A 24,184-nucleotide genomic window follows, 5' to 3' on the forward strand; every position below is an offset into this window, starting at 1 on the left:
TGAGTTCTTTCGGCATGAATACAGAACACCGCAAACCTTTGCCTGGCACTGGGCTTGACTACTTCGATACCCGCGAGGCGATCGAAGCGATTCAACCGGGTTCCTATGACAAGCTGCCCTATACGTCCCGCGTCCTGGCCGAACAGCTGGTGCGTCGCTGTGAGCCCGAAGCGCTTACCGATTCGCTGAAGCAGATCATCGAGCGCAAGCGCGACCTCGACTTTCCCTGGTATCCGGCACGCGTCGTCTGCCATGACATTCTTGGCCAGACCGCGCTCGTCGACCTCGCCGGTCTGCGCGATGCGATCGCGGAGCAGGGCGGCGACCCGGCGAAGGTCAACCCGGTTGTTCCGACTCAGTTGATCGTAGACCACTCGCTGGCGGTGGAATTTGCCGGTTTCGATGCCGATGCGTTCGAAAAGAACCGAGCCGTCGAGGAGCGACGCAACGAGGACCGCTTCCACTTCATTGAGTGGACAAAGACCGCGTTCAAGAACGTCGACGTGATCCCGGCCGGCAACGGCATCATGCACCAGATCAACCTGGAGAAGATGTCGCCGGTGATTCAGGCTCGCGGTGGCGTGGCCTTTCCGGATACCTGCGTAGGCACCGACTCGCACACTCCTCACGTCGATGCGCTGGGTGTGATCGCCATCGGCGTTGGCGGCCTGGAAGCCGAAACCGTGATGCTCGGTCTACCTTCAATGATGCGCCTGCCTGACATTGTCGGCGTACGTCTGACCGGCAAGCGTCAGCCTGGCATCACCGCCACCGATATCGTCCTCGCGCTGACTGAGTTCCTGCGCAGGGAACGTGTGGTCGGGGCCTGGGTCGAGTTCTTCGGCGAAGGCGCCGACAGCCTGACCATCGGCGATCGCGCGACCATCTCCAACATGTGTCCGGAATACGGCGCCACCGCTTCGATGTTCTACATCGACCAGCAGACCATCGATTACCTCAAACTGACCGGTCGCGAGCCGGAGCAGGTTGCGCTCGTCGAGCAGTACGCCAAGGAAACGGGCCTGTGGGCAACCGCGTTGGAAGGTGCCGAATACGAGCGCGTGCTCGAATTCGACCTGTCCAGCGTGGTGCGCAACATGGCCGGCCCTTCCAACCCGCACAAGCGTCTGCCGACCTCGGCGCTGCACGAGCGTGGCATCGCCGACGAAGACATGCTGGCTGCGGCCAGGGCGGAGGAGGCCGAAGGCCTGTTGCCGGACGGTGCGGTGATCATTGCTGCCATCACCAGCTGCACCAACACCTCCAACCCGCGCAACGTGGTTGCGGCCGGCCTGCTGGCCAAGAAGGCCAACGAGCTGGGGCTGGTGCGCAAGCCTTGGGTGAAGACTTCCTTCGCGCCGGGTTCCAAGGTCGCCAAGCTGTACCTGGAAGAAGCTGGGCTGCTGAGCGAGCTGGAAAAACTCGGTTTCGGCATCGTCGCTTACGCCTGCACCACCTGTAACGGCATGTCCGGTGCGCTAGATCCGGTGATTCAGCAGGAAATCATCGAGCGCGACCTGTATGCCACCGCAGTCCTCTCTGGCAACCGCAACTTCGACGGCCGTATCCATCCGTACGCCAAGCAGGCCTTCCTTGCCTCGCCGCCGCTGGTAGTCGCTTATGCCATCGCCGGTACCGTACGTTTCGATATCGAACAGGATGTGCTGGGTACCGACAAGAACGGCAATCCGATCACCCTGAAGGATCTCTGGCCGTCCGACGAGGAGATCGACGCCATCGTCGCGTCCTCGGTCAAGCCGGAGCAGTTCAAGCAGATCTACATTCCGATGTTCGATCTGGGCACCATCGAGGAAGCCAAGAGCCCGCTCTACGACTGGCGTCCGATGTCCACTTACATCCGTCGTCCGCCGTACTGGGAAGGTGCGCTGGCCGGCGAGCGTACGCTCAAGGGTATGCGTCCGCTGGCGATCCTGCCGGACAACATCACCACCGATCACCTGTCGCCGTCCAATGCCATTCTGCTGAACTCGGCCGCCGGCGAGTACCTGGCGAAAATGGGCCTGCCGGAGGAAGACTTCAATTCATACGCGACCCATCGTGGCGACCACCTCACGGCGCAGCGGGCGACGTTCGCCAACCCGCAGCTGGTCAATGAGATGGCCGTGGTCGACGGTAAGGTGCAGAAGGGGTCGCTGGCGCGCGTCGAGCCGGAAGGCAAGTTGATGCGCATGTGGGAAGCCATCGAGAGCTACATGACTCGTAAGCAGAACCTCATCATTGTGGCTGGCGCTGACTACGGGCAGGGGTCCTCACGTGACTGGGCTGCCAAGGGCGTGCGCCTGGCGGGTGTCGAGGTAATCGTCGCCGAAGGCTTCGAGCGCATTCACCGTACGAATCTCGTGGGCATGGGCGTGCTACCCGTCGAGTTCAAGGCTGGCACCACTCGCCTGACCCTCGGTCTCGATGGCACGGAAACCTTCGATATTGAAGGTGAACTGTCGCCGCGCTGCGACCTGGCCCTGGTCATTCGCCACAAGAGCGGTGAAGAGACCCGTGTCCCAGTCACCTGCCGCCTCGACACCGCGGCCGAAGTCGGCGTTTATGAGGCCGGCGGCGTGCTTCAGCGTTTCGCCAAGGACTTCCTCGGACAGGCGTGACTACCAATCGGCCGCTCTGCTTCGGTGCAACCTCATGTACTGAAGCGGGGCGGCGATTGCATCTTTCATCTGCGCTGTGGCCAGCCGGTGGCAGCGGTTTCATGAGGACGAGATTTCCATGGCTCATGTATCCCAGGTCAGAATTCCCGCGACCTACATGCGTGGCGGCACCAGCAAGGGCGTGTTCTTCCGGCTGCAGGACCTGCCGGAAAGCTGCCAAGTGCCGGGCGCTGCGCGCGACAAGCTGTTCATGCGCGTGATCGGCAGCCCCGACCCGTATTCGGCGCACATAGACGGTATGGGCGGGGCCACGTCGAGCACCAGCAAATGCGTCATCCTGTCGAAGAGCAGTCGGCCTGAACACGACGTCGAGTACCTCTATGGACAGGTGTCGATCGATAAGCCCTTTGTCGATTGGAGTGGCAACTGCGGCAACCTTTCAACCGGCGCCGGTGCGTTCGCGCTGCATGCCGGTTTAGTGGACGCCGAGCGCATTCCGAAAAACGGCACCTGCGTGGTTCGGATCTGGCAGGCCAACATAGGCAAAACCATCATCGCCCACGTGCCGGTCACCAACGGCCAGGTGCAGGAGACCGGTGATTTCGATTTGGACGGCGTGACCTTTCCCGCTGCCGAGATCGTGCTCGAATTCCTCGATCCGTCCGATGACGGCGAGGAGGGTAGTTCGATGTTCCCCACCGGCAACCTGGTGGATGATCTGGAGGTTCTCGGCATCGGTACGCTCAAGGCGACCATGATCAGTGCGGGCATCCCGACGGTTTTCGTCAATGCCGAGGACATCGGCTACCAGGGCACCGAACTGCGTGAGGACATCAACGGCAATCCGGACGCTCTGTCTCGTCTGGAGTCGATTCGTGTGGCCGGTGCGTTGCGCATGGGCTTGATCAAGACCGCGGACGAAGCGCTGACCCGTCAGCACACGCCGAAGGTAGCCTTTGTCTCGCCGCCTAAAACGTATCGAACCTCAAGTGGAAAAACCATTGATGCGACCGAAGTGGACCTTCTCGTCCGCGCTCTGTCGATGGGCAAGCTGCATCACGCGATGATGGGTACGTGCGCGGTGGCCATTGGTACGGCAGCTGCGGTCCCGGGTACGCTGGTCAATCTGGCTGCTGGTGGCGGCGAGCCTCAGGCGGTGCGCTTCGGCCATCCGTCCGGCTCGCTACGTGTCGGCGCAGAGGCAAAACAGGTCGACGGTCAGTGGAGCGTAACCAAAGCGATCATGAGCCGCAGCGCTCGAATATTGATGGAGGGGTGTGTGTGTGTGCCCGGCGATACCTTCTGACGATATAACGACACTCGACGACTGATTTGCGACGGAACCGGGTTCGGTTGGAGTTGAATAACAAAAAAGTCCGCACAAAGCGGACTTTTTGTTGTCTAGCAAAACGGCAGCTATTTGAGCCGGCGTTCCACGCCTTTCTCGACAAGAATCTTGGCGGATATTTCTTCCACCGAGAAATGGGTCGAGTTGATGTAGTTGATGTTCTCGCGACGGAATAAGTTCTCGACCTCGCGAACTTCGAACTCGCATTGGGCGTAACTGGCATAGCGGCTGTTTGGTTTGCGCTCGTTGCGAATGGCGGTCAAACGGTCAGGGTCAATGGTCAAACCGAACAGCTTGTCGCGGTGGGTCTTGAGGGCGGTAGGAAGTTGCAGGCGCTCCATGTCGTCTTCGGTCAGCGGATAGTTGGCGGCCCGGATGCCGTACTGCATTGCCATGTACAAGCAGGTGGGCGTTTTGCCGCACCTGGAGACGCCGACCAAAATAAGATCGGCCTTGTCATAGTAGTGCGTGCGGGCACCGTCATCGTTGTCCAGAGCGAAATTGACAGCGTCAATTCGCTCCATGTAGTTGGCGTTATGGCTGATCGAATGGGATTTGCCGACGGAATAGGAAGAACGTGACATCAGTTCATGTTCCAGCGGGGCAAGGAAGGATGAAAAAATGTCGATCATGAATCCATTGGACTCGGCCAGGATGTCACGTATCTCCTGGTTTACCAGCGTATCGAATATGATCGGTCGGGCGCCGTCGCTGTCCGCCGCCTTATTGATTTGCTGTACCATTGCCCGCGCTTTTTCAGCCGTATCGATATATGGCCGCGTGAGCTTTGTGAAAGTAATGGTTTCGAACTGTGCCAGTAGGCTTTGGCCGAGCGTTTCGGCCGTAATCCCGGTACCGTCGGATATGAAAAATGCAGTTCGTTTCATTGCGCTTGGGACCTTAAGTCAAGAACGGTTCTCAGCTATAGTAGGCCCCTTCGCCGAGCCTCGATTGGCAGGCATTGTTACTTATTTTGCAGGGCCAGGCCACCGTGCCGCGGATGGGCACGAACCGAGTTTCCAACACAACGTGGAGAGATCACCTTGGTAGAGTACGTAGTTTCCCTCGATAAGCTCGGCAATCATGATGTTGAGCGTGTAGGGGGCAAGAACGCCTCCCTCGGCGAGATGATCAGCAACCTGGCAGGTGCAGGTGTTTCGGTACCTGGTGGTTTCGCCACTACCGCCGAGGCCTATCGTGATTTCATGGAGCTTAGCGGTCTTAACGAGCAAATCCATGAGCTTCTCGATGCGCTGGACGTGGACGACGTCAACGCGCTTGCCAAAGCCGGCGCGCAGATCCGCGGCTGGGTCATGGAGGCGCAATTTCCTCCCAAGCTAGATGCCGACATCCGAACCGCATTTGCTGAAATGGCCGGTGGCAATGAGCACATGGCGGTTGCAGTTCGCTCTTCGGCGACTGCGGAGGACCTGCCGGACGCTTCGTTCGCCGGACAGCAGGAAACCTTCCTTAACATCCGTGGCGTCGACAACGTTATTCGTGCTGCCAAGGAGGTCTTCGCCTCCCTCTTCAACGACCGTGCAATCGCATACCGTGTCCATCAGGGCTTCGACCACAAGTTGGTCGCGCTGTCAGCGGGTGTTCAGCGCATGGTTCGCTCCGAGACCGGCACTGCAGGCGTGATGTTTACGCTGGACACTGAGTCAGGATTTCGCGACGTCGTGTTCATCACTGGTGCCTATGGCCTCGGCGAGACTGTTGTCCAGGGTGCGGTCAACCCAGATGAGTTCTACGTACACAAGCACACCCTCGAAGCCGGCCGCCCAGCCATCCTGCGCCGCAATCTCGGCAGCAAGGCTATCAAGATGGTCTACGGGGAAGAGGCGAGTGCCGGCAAGTCGGTCAAGACCGTCGAGGTTGACCAGGCTGACCGCATGCGGTTCTGCCTGACCGATGAGGAAGTGGCTAATCTCGCGCATCAGGCGATGACCATCGAGAAGCATTATGGCCGCCCGATGGACATCGAGTGGGCAAAAGATGGTGATGACAATCAGCTGTACATCGTCCAGGCGCGCCCTGAAACAGTTAAGAGCCGCAGCAGCGGTAACGTCATGGAACGTTACCTGCTGAAGGAGAAAGGCAAGGTACTGGTCGAAGGCCGAGCCATCGGTCAGCGTATTGGTGCAGGTCCGGTAAAGATCATTCACAACGTTTCCGAGATGGACAAGGTTCAGCCGGGCGATGTGCTGGTTTCCGACATGACCGACCCTGACTGGGAGCCGGTGATGAAGCGCGCTAGCGCCATTGTCACTAACCGCGGTGGTCGCACGTGCCACGCGGCCATTATCGCTCGCGAATTGGGTATCCCTGCAGTGGTCGGTTGCGGTAACGCCACCGAGTTGCTTCAGGACGGCCAACGGGTCACCGTCACCTGTGCCGAGGGCGACACAGGCCTGATCTTTGAGGGCGAGCTGGGCTTCGACATCCGTCAGAACTCTATCGACGCTATGCCGGAACTGCCGTTCAAGATCATGATGAACGTCGGTAACCCGGACCGTGCGTTTGATTTCGCCCAGCTGCCCAATGAAGGCGTCGGTCTGGCGCGTCTCGAATTCATTATCAACCGAATGATCGGTGTCCACCCCAAGGCGCTGCTCAACTTCGATGGCTTGCCGGCTGATGTGAAGAGCAGTGTCGAGAAGCGCATTGCCGGCTACGGCGACCCGGTCGACTTCTACGTCGAGAAGTTGGTCGAGGGCGTCAGCACCCTGGCGGCTGCGTTCTGGCCGAAAAAAGTCATCGTGCGGCTGTCTGACTTCAAGTCCAACGAATACGCCAATCTGATAGGTGGCAAGCTTTACGAGCCGGAAGAAGAAAATCCGATGCTCGGCTTCCGCGGCGCATCGCGTTACATCAGCGAATCCTTCCGCGACTGCTTCGAGCTCGAATGCCGTGCGATGCGCAAGGTTCGTGACGTGATGGGACTGACCAATGTCGAACTGATGGTGCCTTTCGTGCGCACCTTGGGCGAGGCCTCCCAGGTTATCGACATCCTGGGACAGTTCGGTCTCAAGCGTGGCGAGAACGGGCTGCGCATCATCATGATGTGCGAGCTGCCGTCCAACGCGTTGTTGGCAGATGAGTTCCTGGAGTTCTTTGACGGCTTCTCCATTGGCTCAAACGACATGACCCAGCTTACGCTTGGTCTGGACCGTGACTCCGGAATCATTGCTCATCTGTTCGATGAGCGTAACCCGGCCGTCAAGAAGCTGCTGGCGAACGCGATCGAAGCTTGTAATAAAGCGGGGAAGTACATCGGCATCTGTGGTCAGGGTCCTTCCGATCACCCTGATCTGGCCAAATGGCTGATGGAGCAGGGCATTGAAAGCGTATCGCTGAACCCGGATTCTGTACTCGATACCTGGTTCTTCCTGGCGGACGCCGAAATCAAATAAACGCAGCAGAACGGCAGAAGGGTGATTGTCGCCCTTCTGCTTGATCTCCATCGCGTCATAATCTCAGCCGTCTACCGCTGTCGCGTTAGGCGCGGCTTTGCCAGGACTGTTGTAGCGATTGCTGCGGGACTCGGTGATAGAGATTGGTGACCGAACTGCTTGTCCATGGTGGATGTTTACGTCCAACGCCGGACGCGTTTCAAGAATAAGGAAACTTACCATGCAATACATCACCCCTGATCTCTGCGATGCCTACCCCGAGTTGGTGCAGGTGGTTGAGCCGATGTTCAGTAATTTCGGTGGCCGCGACTCCTTCGGCGGTCAAATCGTCACCATCAAATGCTTCGAAGACAATTCGTTGGTCAAGGAGCAGGTGGATCTCGACGGTACTGGCAAGGTGCTGGTAGTTGATGGTGGCGGCTCGCTGCGCCGCGCATTGCTTGGTGACATGCTTGCCGAAAAGGCGGCACGCAATGGCTGGGAAGGTCTGGTTATCTATGGTTGCATACGTGATGTCGACGTGATCGCGCAGACGGAACTGGGCGTTCAGGCCTTGGCTACCCATCCGATGAAAACCGACAAGCGCGGCATCGGCGACCTCAATGTTCCGGTGACGTTTTGCGGGGTTACTTTCCGCCCTGGTGAATACGTGTATGCCGACAACAACGGTATTATCGTTTCGCCCGAAGAGCTCAAGATGCCTGATTGAGCAGGGGCGTCGGTTGATCAAGCCCGGCAATGCCGGGCTTTTTTGCGATTTGTAGGAGGCGGGGCCGTTGCATGATGAACTAGGGCGTACAGGGCTTCTGCATGCCCTTGTGTTGAACGGGCAAGGCGGTGCACGCAGGATTGGCTATACGGACATCTCCAGTCTGGAATTGGCCGAGCATGAAAGCTTGTGGCTCCATTGGGATCGAAGTCAGGCACAAGCACAGGCTTGGCTGCGCAACCATAGCGGTTTGAGTGCGTTCGCCTGCGACGTATTGTTGGAGGAAAATACTCGTCCGCGTTTGCTTTCGCTGCCCGACGACGAGTTGCTTCTGTTTCTGCGGGGCGTAAACCTGAACCCCGACGCCGAGCCTGAGGACATGGTTTCGCTACGTGTTTTTGCCGATGCGCGCAGAGTGATTTCGTTGCGCCTGCGGCCGCTGCGCTCGACCGAGGTGGTGCTTCATCAACTGGAAACTGGAGTTGGTCCGAAAACGGCGTCCGAAGTATTACTGAGCCTGGCTGACGCGCTTACCGATCGGGTTGATCAACTCGTCGCCGTCCTGACCGAAAAACTGGATGCAGAAGAGGACAGAGTCGAGACGGATGAACGGTACACGCCGCCACAAGACAAGATGTTGTCATTGCGGCGCCAGGCGGCTGGTCTGCGCCGTTTCCTGCTACCGCAGCGCGAAATCTATGCGCAGCTGACACGCAATCGACTGCCGTGGTTTGTCGACGACGATACGGACTACTGGAATGAGCTTAGCAACCGGTTGATACGTTACCTGGAAGAGCTGGAGCTGGTCCGTGAGCGCGTCAATCTGGTGCTTGAAGCCGAAGAAAGGCGAATGCGCGAGCGAATGAATAGAACCATGTACCTGCTCGGCATCATTACCGGCTTTTTCCTGCCGATGAGTTTTCTTACCGGATTGCTCGGGATCAATGTCGGCGGCATCCCTGGCTCCGAAAACCCTTATGGGTTCGCAATAGCCTGTGTGCTCATTGGAGCGGTTGCGTTTTTTCAGTGGTGGATCTTTCGCCGGCTGAAATGGGTGTGATGTGACTACTCGTAGGGCTGAGCCGTCAGAGTCACACTGTTGTCGAGGTATACCATGCACGACCCCTTTGAAGAATCCCTGCGGGACATGCTCAATACGCAGCCGGAGCGTCACGACGATGCCCGTCTGGATCGTGTTCTGAAAACAGCTAATCGACAGGTGGGTGCTGGCGACCTGTTTGGCCTGATTGGCCACTGGCTGCAGGGCGTTATGATCGCCTTCAATAGCGGCGCTCCGCACACCTCGGCTGTTACCCGTCGTCATTCCGATTCCCGTACCTCTTTCAATAAGGCCGATTGATCATGGAACTTGATCCCTGGAGCCAGAGCTTTCTGGGTGCTATGAGCGCTCTTTGGCAACCCGTCGCTGCATTCATCCCGCGCTTGTTCGGGGCGCTGTTGCTCGTAGCTATCGGTTTTGTGGTTGCCAAACTTTTGGACACGCTGCTGTCGAAGGTCCTAGCCAAAATAGGACTGGACCGGTTGGTTGCCGGTACCGGGGCGACAAAGCTGCTTGGGCGTGCAGGTATTCGCATGCCGATCTCGGTGTTGATCGGCAAGATTGTCTATTGGTTCGTGTTGCTGATCTTCTTGGTGTCGGCTGCAGAATCCCTGGGCCTCGCCCGCGTTTCGGCAACACTCGATATGCTCGCGCTTTATGTGCCTAAGGTTTTTGGCGCGGGGCTGATTCTGTTGGTTGGCATACTGCTGGCTCAGCTGGTCAATGGGCTGGTGAGAGGAGCTGCGGAGAGCGTCGGCCTTGAATACTCCGCTGGGCTCGGGCGGATTGCGCAAGGCTTGGTGATCATCATCATCATCTCGGTGGCAATCGGTCAGCTCGAGGTAAAGACGGAGCTGCTCAACTACGTTATTGCCATCGCGCTGATATCCATTGGGTTGGCTGTTGCGCTGGCTTTCGGCCTTGGCAGCCGAGAGCTGGTGAGTCAGATTCTCGCTGGCATCTACGTGCGTGAACTATATGAGGTTGGCCAAAGGGTGCGCATCGAAGAGCTGGAGGGTTCGATTGAAGAGATCGGGACAGCGAAAACCTTGCTGCTCACTGATGAGGGCGAGCTGATCTCGGTTGCAAATAGAGTGCTGCTTGAGCAGCGCGTAGGCAGCCGTTAGGCCCGGTATTCTGTTAAAGTGCGCCGCCTCTTTTGCGGGTTACCGCAAACGGCCGCCACGATTATTGCCGGTTCGAAGCGTCTTGACTAAAGCCCAACCGCCGACCATGAGCTACGACCCCCGCCAGCTCTCCGATGAGGAGCTGGTGCAGCGTGCCCATGCCGAGCTGTTTCATATAACACGCGCCTATGAAGAGTTAATGCGCCGTTATCAACGCACGCTCTTCAATGTATGTGCGCGGTATTTGGGAAACGACCGAGACGCAGATGACGTCTGTCAGGAAGTGATGCTTAAGGTTTTATATGGCTTGAAGAACTTCGAAGGTAAATCGAAGTTTAAAACATGGCTATATAGCATCACTTATAACGAGTGCATTACCCAATACCGAAAGGAGCGTCGCAAGCGGCGTTTACTTGATGCATTGAGCCTTGATCCTGTCGAGGAAGCATCCGACGAAAAGGCTCCCAGCGTTGAACAAAGGCCCGAGCTAGACAAGTGGCTCGTTCATGTGAATCAGATTGATCGGGAGATTCTTGTTTTGCGTTTTGTCGCGGAACTGGAGTTTCAGGAAATTGCCGACATCATGCACATGGGACTAAGCGCAACGAAGATGCGTTACAAACGAGCGCTTGATAAATTGCGCGAAAAATTCTCGGGAGTCGCTGAAACTTAATGGCATTAAGCTGTCCTATTGTTAGCGAACAGCTTGGGCTTGCAGTTAGCCGGTTTCCTTAGATTGTTCTGATACTCACCACCAGATGGGGATTTACGGATGAAGCTTAAAAACACCTTAGGCGTTGTAATTGGCTCTTTGGTTGCCGCCACTTCTATTAGCGCGCTGGCCCAAGGCCAAGGTGCCGTAGAGGTGGAGGCATTCGGTAAGCATTATTTCACCGATAGCTCGCGCGATGTGCAGCGTGACGGCGAACTGTACGGGGCTGGCGCTAGCTATTTCCTGACTGATGACGTTTCGCTTGGTTTGTCATATGGCGAATACCATGACTTGACGTCCCAAGACCCTGTTGGCGCGGGCGGTCATAAGGACATCAAAGGCAGCCTGACTTCCCTTGATGCTACCTATCACTTCGGTCAGCCAGGTGTCGGTCTGCGTCCCTATGTGTCCGCCGGGGCAGCTCACCAGAGCATCGGTCAAGCCGCGCGTGGCGGTCGTGATCACAGCACCTTTGCCAATGTCGGTACGGGCGTGAAGTACTACTTCACCGAAAACTTCTTTGCCAAGGCAAGTGTTGACGGCATGTACAACATCGACGCGGACGAAGCCGAGTGGATGGCTGGCGTAGGCGTTGGCCTGAACTTCGGTGGTGGTGCTCAGCAGCAGGTTGCACAGGTCGAGCCGACCCCGGCTCCAGCGCCAGCACCTATGGTCGACAACGAGCCAGAGCCGGAACCGGAACTGGTCCGCGTCGAGCTGGACGTCAAATTCGATTTTGACAAGGCGCGTGTTCGCGAAGAAAGCTACAACGACATCAAGAATCTGGCTGATTTCATGCAGCAGTATCCTCAGACCAACACTACCGTTGAGGGTCACACTGACTCGGTGGGTACCGATCAGTACAACCAGCGGTTGTCCGAGCGTCGTGCCCAGGCCGTTCGCGAAGTACTGGTTAACCAGTACGGCGTTGAGAGCCAGCGTGTCGATTCCGTCGGTTACGGTGAAACCCGGCCGGTTGCTGACAACAGCACTGAAGAAGGGCGTCAGATTAACCGTCGCGTGGAAGCAGAAGTCGAAGCACAGGTTCGTTAATGATCTTGTTTTGCTAGCTCAGCCGGCGCCTGGCAAGTCTTAGATGCCTTCTAGCTATAAAAAAACCCGATGCCAGACTCTGGCATCGGGTTTTTTGCTTTTGTCGCCACGCGGTTATGTCAATCGTGAGCGCCTTTTCATTTGGAAGTGCTACGTGAGTAGCGTCAGCACCCATCGCCCCTAGGCGCTATCTGAAAGGCGCACATCTTGATAACCCTGAGGGCTGCCGCCCGCGTCACGGGCGTTCGGCGTGTATCTGTTCCTCACAGTTCCTTCTCCCAGCCGCCACAATCATTGCTCCGATGTATGGAAGTCCGCCTCTTTGCTTGCCAGTGGCATGATGCTCTGAGGTAGATGCCAGGTGCGTCACTCTGCTGCCTCAGGGGAGTTTGCTAGCGGCATACCGCTATGAACCAAGCGTTCGGCAGGTTGGGAGTATGCCTGCACAGTATTCCTTATTGGGCGGCCGCAGCCCGCTCACAAGTTTCGATCCAGAACGGATATTCCCGAGCATCTGCAGCTGCTCTGCAGCGTAATGCTTGGGGGTGTCAAAGTAGAGGAGCTCGTATGGCGACTGAGGTGATGCCCATGCCTAGATTGCAGCGCTTGCACAAACAAAAAGGCTGCCCCTTTTAAGGGGCAGCCTTTAGGCAGATGCCAAGGCATCTGCAGACCATTGACCCAGACGGTGTCTGGGTCAGATCCAGCTTTTAGTGGAACTGGTTCATGGTGTTGTCTTTACCGCTCGCTTTCAGAGCCGCTTCGCCAGCGAAGTACTCCTTGTGGTTGTCGCCGATGTCGGAGCCAGCCATGTTCTGGTGCTTGACGCAGGCGATACCCTGACGCAGCTCTTGACGCTGTACACCTTTGACGTAGGCCAGCATGCCCTGATCTGCGAAGTACCCTTTTGCCAGATTGTCGGTCGACAGTGCGGCGGTGTGGTAGGTCGGCAGGGTGATCAGGTGGTGGAAGATACCGGCGTGAGCGGAGCCATCCTTCTGGAAGGTACGGATCTTCTCGTCGGCAACTTGAGCCAGTTCGGTTTCGTCGTACTCGACGCTCATCAGTTTGGCGCGATCGTAGGCTGAGACATCTTTGCCTTCGGCAACGAATGCATCGAACACCTGCTGGCGGAAGTTGAGGGTCCAGTTGAACGACGGGCTATTGTTGTAGACCAGCTTGGCGTTCGGGATCTCTTTACGGATCTCGTCAACCATGGCTGCAATCTGGCCAACATGAGGCTTCTCGGTTTCGATCCACAGCAGGTCGGCGCCGTTTTGCAGCGAAGTGATGCAGTCGAGGACGCAGCGGGCTTCGCCGGTGCCTTTGCGGAACTGGAACAGGTTGCTCGGCAGGCGCTTAGGACGCAGCAGCTTGCCTTCGCGGTTCAGAACCACGTCACCGTTGTTCAGATCGGCAGCGGAGACCTCTTCACAATCCAGGAAGGAGTTGTACAGGTCGCCCAGGTCACCAGGCTCTTTGGTCACTGCGATCTGCTTGGTCAGGCCGGCACCCAGGGAGTCGGTACGCGCAACGATAACGCCGTTGTCGATGCCCAGCTCGAGGAATGCATAGCGGACGGCGGCGATCTTGGCCAGGAAGTCGGCGTGAGGAACGGTTACTTTGCCGTCCTGGTGGCCGCACTGCTTCTCGTCGGAAACCTGGTTTTCGATCTGGATGCAGCAAGCGCCTGCTTCGATCATGCGCTTGGCCAGCAGGTAAGTGGCTTCCGGGTTACCGAAGCCAGCGTCGATGTCGGCGATGATCGGTACGATATGGGTTTCGTAGTTATCGATCTGATTCTGAATTTCGGCAGCCTTGGCGTTGTCGCCAGCTTCACGAGCAGCGTCCAGCGCGGTGAACAGCAGGTCCAGCTCGCGGCTGTCAGCCTGACGCAGGAAGGTGTACAGCTCTTCGATCAGGTCGGATACGGCAGTCTTCTCATGCATGGACTGGTCCGGCAGCGGGCCGAACTCGGAGCGCAGAGCAGCAACCATCCAGCCGGACAGGTAGAGGTAACGCTTGTTGGTAGTCTTCAGGTGCTTCTTGATGGAGATCAGCTTCTGCTGACCGATGAAGCCGTGCCAGCAGCCGAGGGACTGCGTGTAGGCGGACGTGTCGGCGTCGTACTCGGCCATGTCCTTGCGCATGATGTCGGCAGTGTACTGCGCAATTTCCAGACCGGTCTTGAATCGGTTCTGAGCGCGCATGCGAGCTACGGATTCAGGGTTAATCGCGCTCCAGCTGCTTCCAGCTGCTTCTTTCAGAGCGGCAACGGCTTTGATGTCGTTTTGATAAGCGGACATGGTCAATCCTTCAAAGAGATTCGTGTTTGGTTGAGCACCGACTTTTCCCACTGAAACCTGCGTGTTTGCGCTGATGATGCGGGCAACACGCGGCAGAGCGTCGAAATATCGACCGAGACGAGGATTGAACCAAGGAGAGGAGGGTATGCAGTTACGACCGCAAGAGATTTCGGTTAGCTGTGGAATGATCGTGGCATTCCTGCACACAGCGACGCGTGGGCCGTTGAGTGAGTCAGCATACTGATGTCTCGAGCTGATGCGTTAATCGCTTCCCCGTCCCTCAGGACGACTCGTTCCAGTCGCAACCTCGTCAGTCCGCCTTGTGGGCAGTACAGTCACGGAACGCCTCTGCTGGTTGGCTGAGTGCGATCCGGAGACCCTCTTCAGGGCCCCTGGTTAGCGGGAGCGGAGCCATAATGCGCTGGCGAAAAGTGTTCGTCAAATGTTTTGTAGTGAACTTTAGTAGGCACTACATTTTTTAACTTAGCGGTGTTTCGCCGCTGAACCTTTTTAATTCAGCGTGTCTACTTTGAGTCGTAGCGATAGGTCTTGGCGACCGCCGGTGGAATATCTGCGTGCCAGGCCGCTCTCGCTAGAGCTTGCGGATTCGTCGACGCCACCGAGCTCAATCCATTCCCCAAGCCGCCCGCTCACTCGAGTATCGGTTTGCTGGATATTGATCGCGCCTGGCTGAGAATTGCTCATGCGGTCGTTATGGCTGCTGATTGTCACCTGCACCCGGTCGCCTTGGACCGTAGCGGTGGCGTAGAAGCCCCGAGTTACATCCCGATACTGCGTTTGCTGATAGATCTGCCCGTAGCCATCGCTCCCCGTGGTGTTGATTGGGATGCTTTGACCTACCTGGATCAGCGCCGGATAGCCCTCGGTGGCTTGCACTTGTTGAACTCCGCCGCCTTGGCTACTAGTACTGTGACGAATAATCCTCACCTGGTCCCGACCTCTGTTCTCGCCGCGTCCGCTCTGGATCTCGACGTCGCCGATGCGCGTAGCACCGTCGATGCGGTAGCCACTTTCGATGCCTGTAGCCGTGTTTTGCGTATCGACGCTGATGAGCAATCTGCGGGGTTCAGTATCGAGCCTGGTCAGCACCTCGCGCAATTCAGTGATTACAGCTGGCGGTGCATTTACGATCAGCTGGTTGCCATATGCGTCGACCTTGCCTTGATCACCTACCACTGATTGAGCAATCGGTAGGACGTCTTCAGCCATGCGGAAATCCAGAGGAATGACCTCTGTCGCGGCCTGCAGCGTCGAGCTAATGATCAACAGGCAGGCAACGAGAACGTTACGAGTCATAATAGAAAACTCCGCATATCGGGATCAGGGAGACTACGGTCCCAGGCGGCATCGAATAGCCTTTGCTGTTGGCGAGCACGCCCTGGGTCCCGGTATAACGCATGACCAGAGAATTGATCAGCGTTCGGTCGAATCAGCACGCCGCATTCATCGGCTATAAGAAATGCGGAGGCTTGTATTGGATAATCCGGATGAGCGCTGCGAATGCGGCAGTTGCTGGTTAACCTGCGACTGAGGGTGACCAAGCGGTGCCCTTCGATGACTGCGCGAGACGAGTCACCCACCAGGATACGCAGGCGATTGCGTGGATGCGCCCGCAAAAACCGCGAGCATGACATTTGAATGCTGCTGTGGTTGTACAACCAGGGTTCCAGATCTGGTGTGTAGATGCTCAGGTTGCGCCTGACTTGCTCAATCAGCGAAAGCGCGTGCTCACGTGCTCCAGTCATGTCATGGAATGGCTGAATTGTTGTATCGACACCTAGCGAAAACGGCGCTGCGCTCCATTCTGGAAGCGGTGTTGGCGTTGCCGCTGGGTTGTCAATCTGGAAACGACCCGGTGACTGGAACTCGATCATCGACGGGGCGTCTTTACTGACAGAGTGATCCGGGTCGTCATGCGCCATATAACTAGTGGCTCTTTCTTAGCATATCGACGTGGGGGAGGCCGGCCTCGAGAAATTCTTCGCTGACGACTTTAAAGCCAAGACGCTCATAGAACGACGTGGCGTGTACTTGGGCGGTGAGTCGCTGTTCATTGAGGCCGCGCCGCTCGGCCTCGTTAATAACCGCTTTCATCAGCGCGCCGCCGACGTTCATCCCTCGCCAGTCGCGCAGTACCGAAACGCGACCAATGTGTCCGTCATTAAGTAGTCGGGCGGTACCGATCGGATAGCCGCTTTCCAGAGCTAGGAAATGCACGGCCTCAGCATCATCCGAATCCCATTCCAATTCGGGCGGTACCGATTGCTCAGCAATGAACACAGTCTCCCGAATCCGGCGTAGGTCGGCGTTGTCCTGCTGCCAGTCGACGATGCGAACTTCTATGTCACTCATCAGCAAACTCCAGACTTCCTTGTTTGACCAGTTGCAGCATGAGATTACGCCCATCCTCATCGCTCAGCCACCCAGCGAGGTTTTCTGCATGGAGCGCGTCGGCGGAACAAACCAATTTCAGCAGCTCTTTTAAGTGCCCTGGCAGCAGTCGGCTTTGGCCGCTGGCAAACAGCAACAGGCCGATGTCTACCTCGCTCCAAGCCAGCCGTGCACTCAGGTTGCGGACCAGTATGGCGCCATCCTCAAGCGCTGCCAGCATTGCCTGTTCGTCAATCTCCGGCCCCTGTACTCGCTCTGGATAGCGCGGCTCGGTCATGAACTGCCCGAACCAGGTGAGCAGCAAGCGCTCGTCACCCATATGCTCGGCGAGCATCGCTCGCAAACGATCCAGCGCATCGCTCTGGATCTGGTGTGGGTCTTCGATCGGGAGGAGGTCTGCATCACTGTAACGTTCTTCATCTGGCAAAAACTGCGCGAGGAAGTCGGTGAAGTGGGTTAGAACCTCCGCTGCGCTGGGTGCTCTGAAACCCAGCGAGTAGGTCATGCATGCGTCTTCGGCAGTGCCGAAATGAGCCAGTCTCGGTGGCAGATAAAGCATGTCGCCTGGCTCGAGAACCCATTCGTCAGTGCCTTGAAAATCGGCAAGTATGCGCAGGTCGGCATGCTTGAGCATTGCGCTCTCGCTGTCGCACATCTGTCCTACGCGCCAGCGCCGCTGTCCATGGGCCTGTAGCAGGAAAACGTCGTAATTGTCGAAATGCGGACCCACACCACCGCCCGGCGCGGCGAAGCTGACCATGACGTCGTCGATTCGCCAGTTTGGCAGGAAACGAAAATGCTCGATCAGCTCGGCGACTTCCGGCACCAGCTGATCGACGGCCTGTACAAGCAGAGTCCAGTCTCGTTCTGGCAAGTTCTGATAGGTGTCCTCGCTGAACGGTCCTCGGCGGAGTTCCCAAGGCGTGTCGCCATGCTCGATGACCAGGCGCGACTCGACTTCTTCTTCCAGCGAAAGACCGGCCAATTCGTCTGGAGACACCGGGCTTTCAAACCCAGGAATGGCCTGGCGGACCAGTAGGGGTTTTTTCTGCCAGTAGTCACGAAGAAACTCGCGCGCGCTGATCCCGCCGAGGATTTGCAAAGGGGTGTCGGAAGTCATGCCAGGTACCTTGCTCTATTAAGAGCCGCAAATAAAAACGCCCGGCACAGCCGGGCGTGCAAAAAATGGGTCGCTCAGATCCGCTTGGCCTGTTCGGCCGCGTTGCCGATGTAGGCGGCCGGAGTCAGTTTGCGCAGCTCCTGCTTGGCTTCGGCGGGCATATCCAGTTCTTCGATGAAAGTCTGCAGCGCCTCGGGGCTGATGCCTTTGCCTCGGGTCAATTCCTTGAGTTTCTCGTAGGGGTTTTCGATGGCATACCGACGCATGACGGTCTGGATCGGCTCGGCCAGTACTTCCCAGCACGCGTCGAGGTCTTCGGCAATGCGCGCTTCGTTGAGCTCCAGTTTGCCGATACCTTTGAGGCTGGCTTCGTACGCAATGATGCTGTGAGCGAAACCAACACCCAGATTGCGCAGTACGGTGGAGTCGGTCAGGTCCCGCTGCCAGCGCGAGATGGGCAACTTGCTCGCCAAGTGGCTGAGCAGTGCATTGGCAATGCCGAGGTTGCCTTCCGAGTTTTCGAAGTCGATCGGGTTGACCTTGTGAGGCATGGTCGAAGAGCCGATTTCGCCAGCGACGGTGCGCTGCTTGAAATAACCCAACGAGATGTAGCCCCAGATGTCGCGGTCGAAGTCGATGAGGATCGTATTGAAGCGTGCTACTGCATCGAACAGCTCAGCAATGTAGTCGTGCGGTTCGATCTGAGTCGTGTACGGGTTCCAGGAAAGACCAAGATCGTTTTCGATGAATTCACGTGCGTTAGCTTCCCAGTCAACGTCGGGATAGGCTGAGAGGTGGGCATTGTAGTTACCGACGGCGCCATTGATCTTGCCGAGCAGTGGTACTGCCGCCACCTGTGCAATCTGGCGTTCGAGACGATAAACCACATTTGCCAGCTCCTTGCCCAGCGTGGTGGGCGACGCCGGCTGGCCGTGCGTGCGGGAGAGCATCGGCACATCGGCGTGGGCGATGGCCAGGCTGCGGATTGCATCCGCCAGTTGGCGCATCAGCGGCAACAACACCTCGTCCCGGCCTTCGCGCAGCATCAGTCCGTGGGACAGGTTGTTGATGTCCTCACTGGTGCAGGCGAAATGGATGAACTCGTTGACCTTGGCCAGTTCAGGCAGCTGCTTGGCTTGCTCCTTGAGGAGATATTCCACAGCTTTCACGTCGTGATTGGTCGTGCGTTCGAATTCCTTGACGCGTTCGGCGTGCTCGACTTGAAAGTTCTCGGCAAGCTGATCTAGAAGGGCGTTGGCCTCGTCCGAGAAGGGCGCCACTTCAGGAATGCCGGCATGCGCCGCCAATCGCTGCAACCAGCGAACTTCAACCTGGACACGGCAGCGAATCAAACCGAACTCACTGAAAATGGGGCGCAGGGCGCTGGTTTTGCCGGCGTAGCGGCCATCGACAGGGGAAACCGCGGTGAGCGAGGAAAGCTGCATAAAGGGCATTCTCGGACAGTCGAGCAACGAAAAGAGGGCGCAGATTATACATGAAAGCGAAGGGTAGACTGCTGCAGTGGCGACATTGCTTATCGAGCCACCTGTCGCGGCTTATTCCGAGCGGAGCATAGGGTAGAGCTCGTCGAGCAACTTGCGCCGGCTGAATACCATCTGCCACCGGTGCCCGCCAAGCTGGCGCCAGAGCCGCGCCGAACGAATGCCTGCCAGCAGAAGCGCGCGGATCTTGGCGGCGTTGTCGCTCTGCTGAAGGTGGCGCATATCGCCTTGGACCTGAATACGCTGGCGAAAGGTGCTAAGTGTGTCTTGGTACAGTCCACCAAATGAGGCGATCACATTCTCGTGCGTCAGGCCAAAGTGGTCGGCCTGCTGCTGTATCTGGTCCAGGCGACTACCGATCACCTGTAACAGGTCTCTACGTTTATCCAGTTGCCGTTCCAGGCCTATCATCGCCAGCGCATAGCGCAGCGGCTCGCGTTGCAGACTGCTGGTGTCTCGTTCCAGTGCGCCGATTAGGGCTCGATAGCCCTCCCGAAGGTTCAAGTCATCGCCGCCATAGATTTCCAGAGCAGGCTTGTCTTCTCGAACCAATAGGCTGCCTAGCAGGTTTGCCAAGGCAGCGTTTGGTACCTGGCCGGTTCGGGCTATTCGATCAACCAGTGCCGCAGCTTCGAATACAGCGCCGAGGGCAACGAGCTGCTCCTGTCGCGGCGTCATGGGCGGGCTCCAGCGAACCAGGGCTCTGCAGTTTCGATCACGCCGCCACCGAGGCAGACCTCGCCGTCATAGAACACCACGGACTGGCCAGGCGTTACGGCGCGTTGCGGCTCCTCGAAGACCGCTCGATAGCCGTTATCGGTCTGCTCCAGCGTGCAGGTCTGGTCGCTTTGGCGGTAGCGAACCTTGGCTGAGAGTCGCAAGGGTGTGGACATGTCGATCGGATTGACCCAGAAAATTTCCGACACCAGCAGGGCGCGGGAAAACAGCCAGGGGTGATCATTGCCTTGTCCTACTACCAGCACGTTGCGTTCAAGATCTTTGTTCAAAACATACCAGGGCTCGTCGCTGGCATCCTTAAGGCCGCCAATTCCCAAACCCTGTCGCTGGCCAATGGTGTGATACATGAGGCCGTGATGGCGCCCAATGATCTCGCCTTCAATCGTCTCGATGTCGCCCGGCTGAGCAGGCAGATACTGCTTGAGAAAATCGCTGAACCGGCGTTCGCCAATGAAGCAGATTCCTGTCGAGTCCTTCTTCTTTGCCGTCGCCAAGCCGTGTTTTTCGGCAACTGCCCGGACTGCGGGCTTTTCTAGTTCGCCTACCGGAAACAGTGTCTTGCCCAGCTGCTCGCCGCCAACAGCATGAAGGAAATAGCTTTGATCCTTGTTCGGGTCTAGGCCCTTGAGCAACTCGCTGCGCTCATCAATGTCGCGGCGTCGCACGTAGTGTCCGGTGGCAATCAGATCGGCGCCGAGCGCCAGGGCATAATCAAGAAACGCCTTGAACTTGATCTCGCGGTTGCAAAGAATGTCCGGGTTCGGCGTCCTTCCGGCTTTGTATTCAGCCAAAAAGTGCTCGAACACGTTGTCCCAATACTCGGCGGCAAAGTTCGCTGTATGCAGTTTGATGCCGATCCGATCACAGACGGCCTGAGCGTCAGCGAGATCTTCCCGCGCAGTGCAGTACTCGGTGCCGTCATCTTCTTCCCAGTTCTTCATGAACAGGCCTTCGACCTGGTATCCCTGTTCAAGCAAAAGCAGGGCGGAAACCGAGGAGTCGACGCCGCCGGACATGCCGACGATGACGCGCAGGTTTTCAGGGGCAATGAGCGGTGAATCAGGCATAAAGACTCAGGATTAACTGCAAAGCATCAATTCTAACAGGCCGGCATAGCCAGCGGTTAAGGTCGATCAGTCACGGATGACTGCGAGGTCGTGGGTCGGGCCTGTCAGGTAGTCATCAATACAGCGAAGAATCAGCTCGCTGCGCCAACGTTCTGGTTGCCGGGCCAGTTCGTCTCGAGTCAACCAGAGGGCGGCGACAATGCCAGTGTCGAGCTCGCGCTGCGAGTCATGGCGAATCGGCGAGGCCGAGAAGCAAACGCGCTGGTAGGTCACGCCATTGCTTGGGGCTGTGTAAAGGTAGATTCCCACTACGCCCTCAAGCTGGACTTCCCAGCCGGTTTCCTCAAGGGTTTCGCGTACCGCCGCCTGGCGTAATGTCTCGTCGGGCTCTAGGTGTCCCGCCGGTTGGTTGAGTACCAATCGACCGCCTTTTGATTCCTCGACCATGAGGAAGCGGCCATCGGCTTCGACAATCGTCGCCACGGTGATGTGTGGGTGCCAGGTCATTTTTGGCCTCTGCATTTTATCGAGCTTCGATGACAGCGCATTGGGCACGTCCGAAAAAAGAAACCCCGGCTTAGCGCCGGGGTTCAGTTTCATGCGTCAGTAACAGCAGCCCTGATCAAGCAAGGGCGGCGAGCGCAGCGTTGAACGTTGCGCTAGGGCGCATCGCCTTGCTGGTCAGCTCGGGGTTCGAGCGATAGTAGCCGCCAATGTCGACTGGCTTACCCTGCACCTCGGCCAGCTCAGCAAGAATGGCTTCTTCGTTATCCTTCAGCTGCTTCGCCAGGGGGGCGAACTGGGCCTGCAGGTCGGCGTCTTCGGTTTGTGCTGCGAGCTCCTGCGCCCAGTACAGCGCCAGGTAGAAGTGGCTGCCGCGGTTGTCCAGTTCGCCGGTGCGGCGAGACGGGGACTTGTTGTTGTCGAGCAGCTTGCCCGTAGCAGCGTCCAGCGTCTTGCCAAGTAGCTTGGCTTTGACGTTGTCAGTTTTTATGCCGGTCTCTTCCAGTGACACGGCCAGCGCCAGGAATTCGCCCAGCGAGTCCCAGCGCAGATGGTTTTCTTCGATCAGCTGCTGGACGTGCTTGGGTGCAGAGCCACCGGCACCGGTTTCGTACATGCCGCCACCGGCCATAAGAGGGACGATAGACAGCATCTTCGCTGAGGTCCCGAGTTCCATGATCGGGAACAAGTCGGTCAGGTAATCGCGCAGCACGTTGCCGGTCACGGAGATGGTGTCCTGGCCACGAATCAGGCGTTCCATGCTGACGCGGATGGCTTCGTTGTAGCCCATCATGCGGATGTCGAGGCCAGCTAGGTCATGGTCCTGCAGGTAGGTTTCAACCTTCTTCTGCAGCTCGCGATCATGAGCGCGCTCTGGGTCAAGCCAGAAAATCGCCGGCGTATCAGATTGGCGCGCGCGGGTCACGGCCAGCTTGACCCAGTCGCGAATTGGTGCGTCTTTGGTCTGGCAAGCGCGCCAGATGTCGCCTTTCTCCACGGGGTGCTGCATCAGTACGGTGCCGTCGGCCAGCACGACACGCATGATGCCGTCCGCTTGCATCTCGAACGTCTTGTCGTGAGAGCCGTACTCTTCGGCCTTTTGTGCCATCAGGCCAACGTTCGGTACGCTGCCCATGGTCACAGGATCAAAGGCGCCGTTGGTTTTGCAGAAGTTGATCATCTCCTGGTAGATGCGAGCATAGGTGCTCTCCGGCATCACCGCTTTGGTGTCTTTCTGCTTTCCGTCTTTGCCCCACATCTGACCCGAATTGCGGATCATGGCGGGCATGGAGGCGTCGACGATCACATCACTCGGGATGTGCAGGTTGGTGATGCCTTTGACAGAGTCAACCATCGCCATTTCAGGACGCTCGGCATAGCAGGCGTGGATGTCGTGAAGGATCTCTTCCTGCTGGGAGTCGGGCAGCGACTTGATCTTGTCGTAGACGCTGCTGATTCCATTGTTCGGATTAACGCCCAGTTCTTTGAAGAGCTCGCCGTACTTGTCGAAGACGTCCTTGTAGTAAACGCTAACGGCATGGCCGAAGACGATCGGATGCGAGATTTTCATCATGGTCGCCTTGACGTGCAGTGACCACATAACGCCGGTTTCTTTGCAATCCTGCAGCGTTTGCTCGAAAAATTCGCGCAGCTTGTTGCAGCTCATGAACATGCCGTCGAGCACTTCGCCTTCTTGTAGGGCGAGCTGCTTCTTGACCTCGACGTTACCATCCTTGCCGACAAACTCGATGCGCACATCGCCGGCTGCTTCCATGGTGATGGATTGTTCGCTGGAGAAGAAATCGCCGCCGCGCATGTAGTCCGCATGCGACTGCGACGCCTTGCTCCACTTGCCCATAGAGTGCGGGTGCTTGCGAGCGAAGGCTTTAACGGCCGCTGGTGCGCGCCGATCAGAGTTTCCTTCTCGCAAGACGGGGTTTACCGCGCTGCCGAGCACCTTGCCGTAGCGTGCACGCACTTCCTTGTCCGCTTCTGTTTGCGGATCTTCTGGAAAGTTGGGGAGGTTATAGCCCAAGGCTTGCAGTTCGGCGATAGCCGCCTTGAGCTGAGGTACGGAGGCGCTGATGTTGGGCAGCTTGATGATGTTGGCGTCCGGCTGGTTCGTCAGCTCGGCAAGCATGGCCAGGTCATCGTCTACTACTTTATCGGCATCCAGCTGGTCAGCAAAGCTTGCAAGAATGCGCCCTGCGAGAGAGATGTCACGTGTTTCGACGGCTATATCAGCGGAGGCGGCAAAGGCTTCTACAATTGGCAGAAGCGAGTAGGTGGCCAGCGCCGGGGCTTCGTCGGTGAAGGTGTAGATAATCTTCGAGCGGGTGGACATGTAGAGTTGACTCTCTCTTGCTGAGCGTGCACAGAAACTCGAAGTGCGCAGGTAGGCGCCCTGGCTGCGTCAGCCGTGCCAGTCTCGAGGTTCGCCGCGATGATGTTGGATGCAGCACCACTGGAGTGTTGAGTGTTTGATCCGACCG

General features: G+C 57.6%; 20 protein-coding genes. 9 read left to right on the plus strand and 11 right to left on the minus strand.

The features are described from left to right. Positions 1-14 precede the first annotated feature (14 nt). Both acnD and prpF read left to right on the plus strand, forming a co-directional pair. The gene (gene acnD, locus ACSSNI_RS04620; protein WP_200639485.1) at positions 15-2,618 is read left to right on the plus strand and encodes a Fe/S-dependent 2-methylisocitrate dehydratase AcnD; all 2,604 of its coding nucleotides are present in this window, start codon (positions 15-17) and stop codon (positions 2,616-2,618) included. A gap of 118 nt (positions 2,619-2,736) precedes the next feature. Further along, the gene (gene prpF, locus ACSSNI_RS04625) at positions 2,737-3,924 is read left to right on the plus strand and encodes a 2-methylaconitate cis-trans isomerase PrpF (protein WP_200639486.1); all 1,188 of its coding nucleotides are present in this window, start codon (positions 2,737-2,739) and stop codon (positions 3,922-3,924) included. Positions 3,925-4,034: 110 nt separating this feature from the next. On the opposite strand, the gene ppsR is transcribed toward prpF, so the two are convergent. Continuing rightward, positions 4,035-4,853: a posphoenolpyruvate synthetase regulatory kinase/phosphorylase PpsR gene (ppsR, locus tag ACSSNI_RS04630; RefSeq protein ID WP_148926103.1), complete on the minus strand. Its 819-nt coding sequence runs from the start codon at positions 4,851-4,853 to the stop codon at positions 4,035-4,037. 156 nt (positions 4,854-5,009) lie between these two features. Between ppsR and ppsA the strand changes: the two genes are divergently transcribed. From ppsA to ACSSNI_RS04665, 7 genes are all read left to right on the plus strand, one after another. Then, positions 5,010-7,382, plus strand: coding sequence for a phosphoenolpyruvate synthase (gene ppsA / locus ACSSNI_RS04635; protein ID WP_148926102.1), 2,373 nt, complete (start codon positions 5,010-5,012; stop codon positions 7,380-7,382). Positions 7,383-7,602: 220 nt separating this feature from the next. Then, positions 7,603-8,091: a ribonuclease E activity regulator RraA gene (rraA, locus tag ACSSNI_RS04640; RefSeq protein WP_102836321.1), complete on the plus strand. Its 489-nt coding sequence runs from the start codon at positions 7,603-7,605 to the stop codon at positions 8,089-8,091. A gap of 67 nt (positions 8,092-8,158) precedes the next feature. Continuing rightward, positions 8,159-9,151 carry a zinc transporter ZntB gene (locus ACSSNI_RS04645; protein ID WP_102836322.1) on the plus strand — a complete coding sequence of 331 codons (993 nt, stop codon included), beginning with the start codon at positions 8,159-8,161 and terminating at the stop codon, positions 9,149-9,151. A gap of 54 nt (positions 9,152-9,205) precedes the next feature. Next, positions 9,206-9,451 carry a CrfX protein gene (locus ACSSNI_RS04650; RefSeq protein WP_102836323.1) on the plus strand — a complete coding sequence of 82 codons (246 nt, stop codon included), beginning with the start codon at positions 9,206-9,208 and terminating at the stop codon, positions 9,449-9,451. A gap of 2 nt (positions 9,452-9,453) precedes the next feature. Then, entirely contained in the window at positions 9,454-10,278 is an 825-nt protein-coding gene (locus tag ACSSNI_RS04655) for a mechanosensitive ion channel family protein (RefSeq protein ID WP_200639487.1), read from the plus strand. Positions 10,279-10,360: 82 nt separating this feature from the next. Then, complete coding sequence (sigX, locus tag ACSSNI_RS04660) at positions 10,361-10,951, plus strand: RNA polymerase sigma factor SigX (RefSeq protein ID WP_148926099.1); 591 nt, start codon at positions 10,361-10,363, stop codon at positions 10,949-10,951. A 99-nt stretch (positions 10,952-11,050) separates the two neighbouring features. Further along, positions 11,051-12,043 (plus strand): OmpA family protein, encoded by a 993-nt coding sequence (locus ACSSNI_RS04665; protein ID WP_102836326.1) that lies wholly within the window; start codon positions 11,051-11,053, stop codon positions 12,041-12,043. A gap of 710 nt (positions 12,044-12,753) precedes the next feature. On the opposite strand, the gene ACSSNI_RS04670 is transcribed toward ACSSNI_RS04665, so the two are convergent. The 10 genes from ACSSNI_RS04670 to ACSSNI_RS04715 all read right to left on the minus strand — a co-directional run bounded on the left by ACSSNI_RS04670 (position 12,754) and on the right by ACSSNI_RS04715 (position 24,036). Continuing rightward, positions 12,754-14,349: an isocitrate lyase gene (locus ACSSNI_RS04670; protein WP_102836327.1), complete on the minus strand. Its 1,596-nt coding sequence runs from the start codon at positions 14,347-14,349 to the stop codon at positions 12,754-12,756. Between the two features lie 510 nt (positions 14,350-14,859). Continuing rightward, on the minus strand, positions 14,860-15,666 hold the full coding sequence (locus ACSSNI_RS04675) for a secretin N-terminal domain-containing protein (protein WP_200639488.1): 807 nt from the start codon (positions 15,664-15,666) through the stop codon (positions 14,860-14,862). Beyond that, entirely contained in the window at positions 15,663-16,292 is a 630-nt protein-coding gene (locus tag ACSSNI_RS04680) for a DUF7931 domain-containing protein (RefSeq protein ID WP_200639489.1), read from the minus strand. Before ACSSNI_RS04680 ends, ACSSNI_RS04675 begins: the two co-directional genes overlap by 4 nt. 4 nt (positions 16,293-16,296) lie before the next feature. Continuing rightward, positions 16,297-16,722, minus strand: a complete 426-nt coding sequence (locus ACSSNI_RS04685; RefSeq protein WP_200639490.1) for a GNAT family N-acetyltransferase — start codon at positions 16,720-16,722, stop codon at positions 16,297-16,299. Continuing rightward, on the minus strand, positions 16,715-17,881 hold the full coding sequence (locus ACSSNI_RS04690) for a ribosomal protein uL16 3-hydroxylase (protein ID WP_148926095.1): 1,167 nt from the start codon (positions 17,879-17,881) through the stop codon (positions 16,715-16,717). The genes ACSSNI_RS04685 and ACSSNI_RS04690 overlap by 8 nt, the downstream gene beginning before the upstream one ends. A gap of 74 nt (positions 17,882-17,955) precedes the next feature. Next, positions 17,956-19,326 carry an adenylosuccinate lyase gene (gene purB / locus ACSSNI_RS04695; RefSeq protein WP_200639491.1) on the minus strand — a complete coding sequence of 457 codons (1,371 nt, stop codon included), beginning with the start codon at positions 19,324-19,326 and terminating at the stop codon, positions 17,956-17,958. A 111-nt stretch (positions 19,327-19,437) separates the two neighbouring features. Further along, on the minus strand, positions 19,438-20,061 hold the full coding sequence (gene hflD / locus ACSSNI_RS04700; RefSeq protein WP_200639492.1) for a high frequency lysogenization protein HflD: 624 nt from the start codon (positions 20,059-20,061) through the stop codon (positions 19,438-19,440). Next, positions 20,058-21,188, minus strand: coding sequence for a tRNA 2-thiouridine(34) synthase MnmA (gene mnmA, locus ACSSNI_RS04705; RefSeq protein ID WP_200639493.1), 1,131 nt, complete (start codon positions 21,186-21,188; stop codon positions 20,058-20,060). Before mnmA ends, hflD begins: the two co-directional genes overlap by 4 nt. Positions 21,189-21,254: 66 nt before the next feature. Beyond that, on the minus strand, positions 21,255-21,695 hold the full coding sequence (locus ACSSNI_RS04710) for an NUDIX hydrolase (protein WP_148926092.1): 441 nt from the start codon (positions 21,693-21,695) through the stop codon (positions 21,255-21,257). A gap of 115 nt (positions 21,696-21,810) precedes the next feature. Beyond that, positions 21,811-24,036, minus strand: coding sequence for an NADP-dependent isocitrate dehydrogenase (locus ACSSNI_RS04715; protein ID WP_200639494.1), 2,226 nt, complete (start codon positions 24,034-24,036; stop codon positions 21,811-21,813). Positions 24,037-24,184 lie beyond the last annotated feature (148 nt).

It is taken from the genome of Stutzerimonas tianxiuensis, from assembly GCF_053470365.1.

Excerpts from the sequence above, each read along its gene's own strand:
- acnD (WP_200639485.1), top strand. The coding sequence starts at position 15 with ATGAATACAGAACACCGCAAACCTTTGCCTGGCACTGGGCTTGACTAC.
- prpF (WP_200639486.1), top strand. The coding sequence starts at position 2,737 with ATGGCTCATGTATCCCAGGTCAGAATTCCCGCGACCTACATGCGTGGC.
- ppsR (WP_148926103.1), bottom strand. The coding sequence starts at position 4,853 with ATGAAACGAACTGCATTTTTCATATCCGACGGTACCGGGATTACGGCC.
- rraA (WP_102836321.1), top strand. The coding sequence starts at position 7,603 with ATGCAATACATCACCCCTGATCTCTGCGATGCCTACCCCGAGTTGGTG.
- ACSSNI_RS04650 (WP_102836323.1), top strand. The coding sequence starts at position 9,206 with ATGCACGACCCCTTTGAAGAATCCCTGCGGGACATGCTCAATACGCAG.
- ACSSNI_RS04655 (WP_200639487.1), top strand. The coding sequence starts at position 9,454 with ATGGAACTTGATCCCTGGAGCCAGAGCTTTCTGGGTGCTATGAGCGCT.
- ACSSNI_RS04665 (WP_102836326.1), top strand. The coding sequence starts at position 11,051 with ATGAAGCTTAAAAACACCTTAGGCGTTGTAATTGGCTCTTTGGTTGCC.
- ACSSNI_RS04670 (WP_102836327.1), bottom strand. The coding sequence starts at position 14,349 with ATGTCCGCTTATCAAAACGACATCAAAGCCGTTGCCGCTCTGAAAGAA.
- ACSSNI_RS04675 (WP_200639488.1), bottom strand. The coding sequence starts at position 15,666 with ATGACTCGTAACGTTCTCGTTGCCTGCCTGTTGATCATTAGCTCGACG.
- ACSSNI_RS04680 (WP_200639489.1), bottom strand. The coding sequence starts at position 16,292 with ATGGCGCATGACGACCCGGATCACTCTGTCAGTAAAGACGCCCCGTCG.
- ACSSNI_RS04685 (WP_200639490.1), bottom strand. The coding sequence starts at position 16,722 with ATGAGTGACATAGAAGTTCGCATCGTCGACTGGCAGCAGGACAACGCC.
- ACSSNI_RS04690 (WP_148926095.1), bottom strand. The coding sequence starts at position 17,881 with ATGACTTCCGACACCCCTTTGCAAATCCTCGGCGGGATCAGCGCGCGC.
- purB (WP_200639491.1), bottom strand. The coding sequence starts at position 19,326 with ATGCAGCTTTCCTCGCTCACCGCGGTTTCCCCTGTCGATGGCCGCTAC.
- hflD (WP_200639492.1), bottom strand. The coding sequence starts at position 20,061 with ATGACGCCGCGACAGGAGCAGCTCGTTGCCCTCGGCGCTGTATTCGAA.
- mnmA (WP_200639493.1), bottom strand. The coding sequence starts at position 21,188 with ATGCCTGATTCACCGCTCATTGCCCCTGAAAACCTGCGCGTCATCGTC.
- ACSSNI_RS04710 (WP_148926092.1), bottom strand. The coding sequence starts at position 21,695 with ATGACCTGGCACCCACACATCACCGTGGCGACGATTGTCGAAGCCGAT.
- ACSSNI_RS04715 (WP_200639494.1), bottom strand. The coding sequence starts at position 24,036 with ATGTCCACCCGCTCGAAGATTATCTACACCTTCACCGACGAAGCCCCG.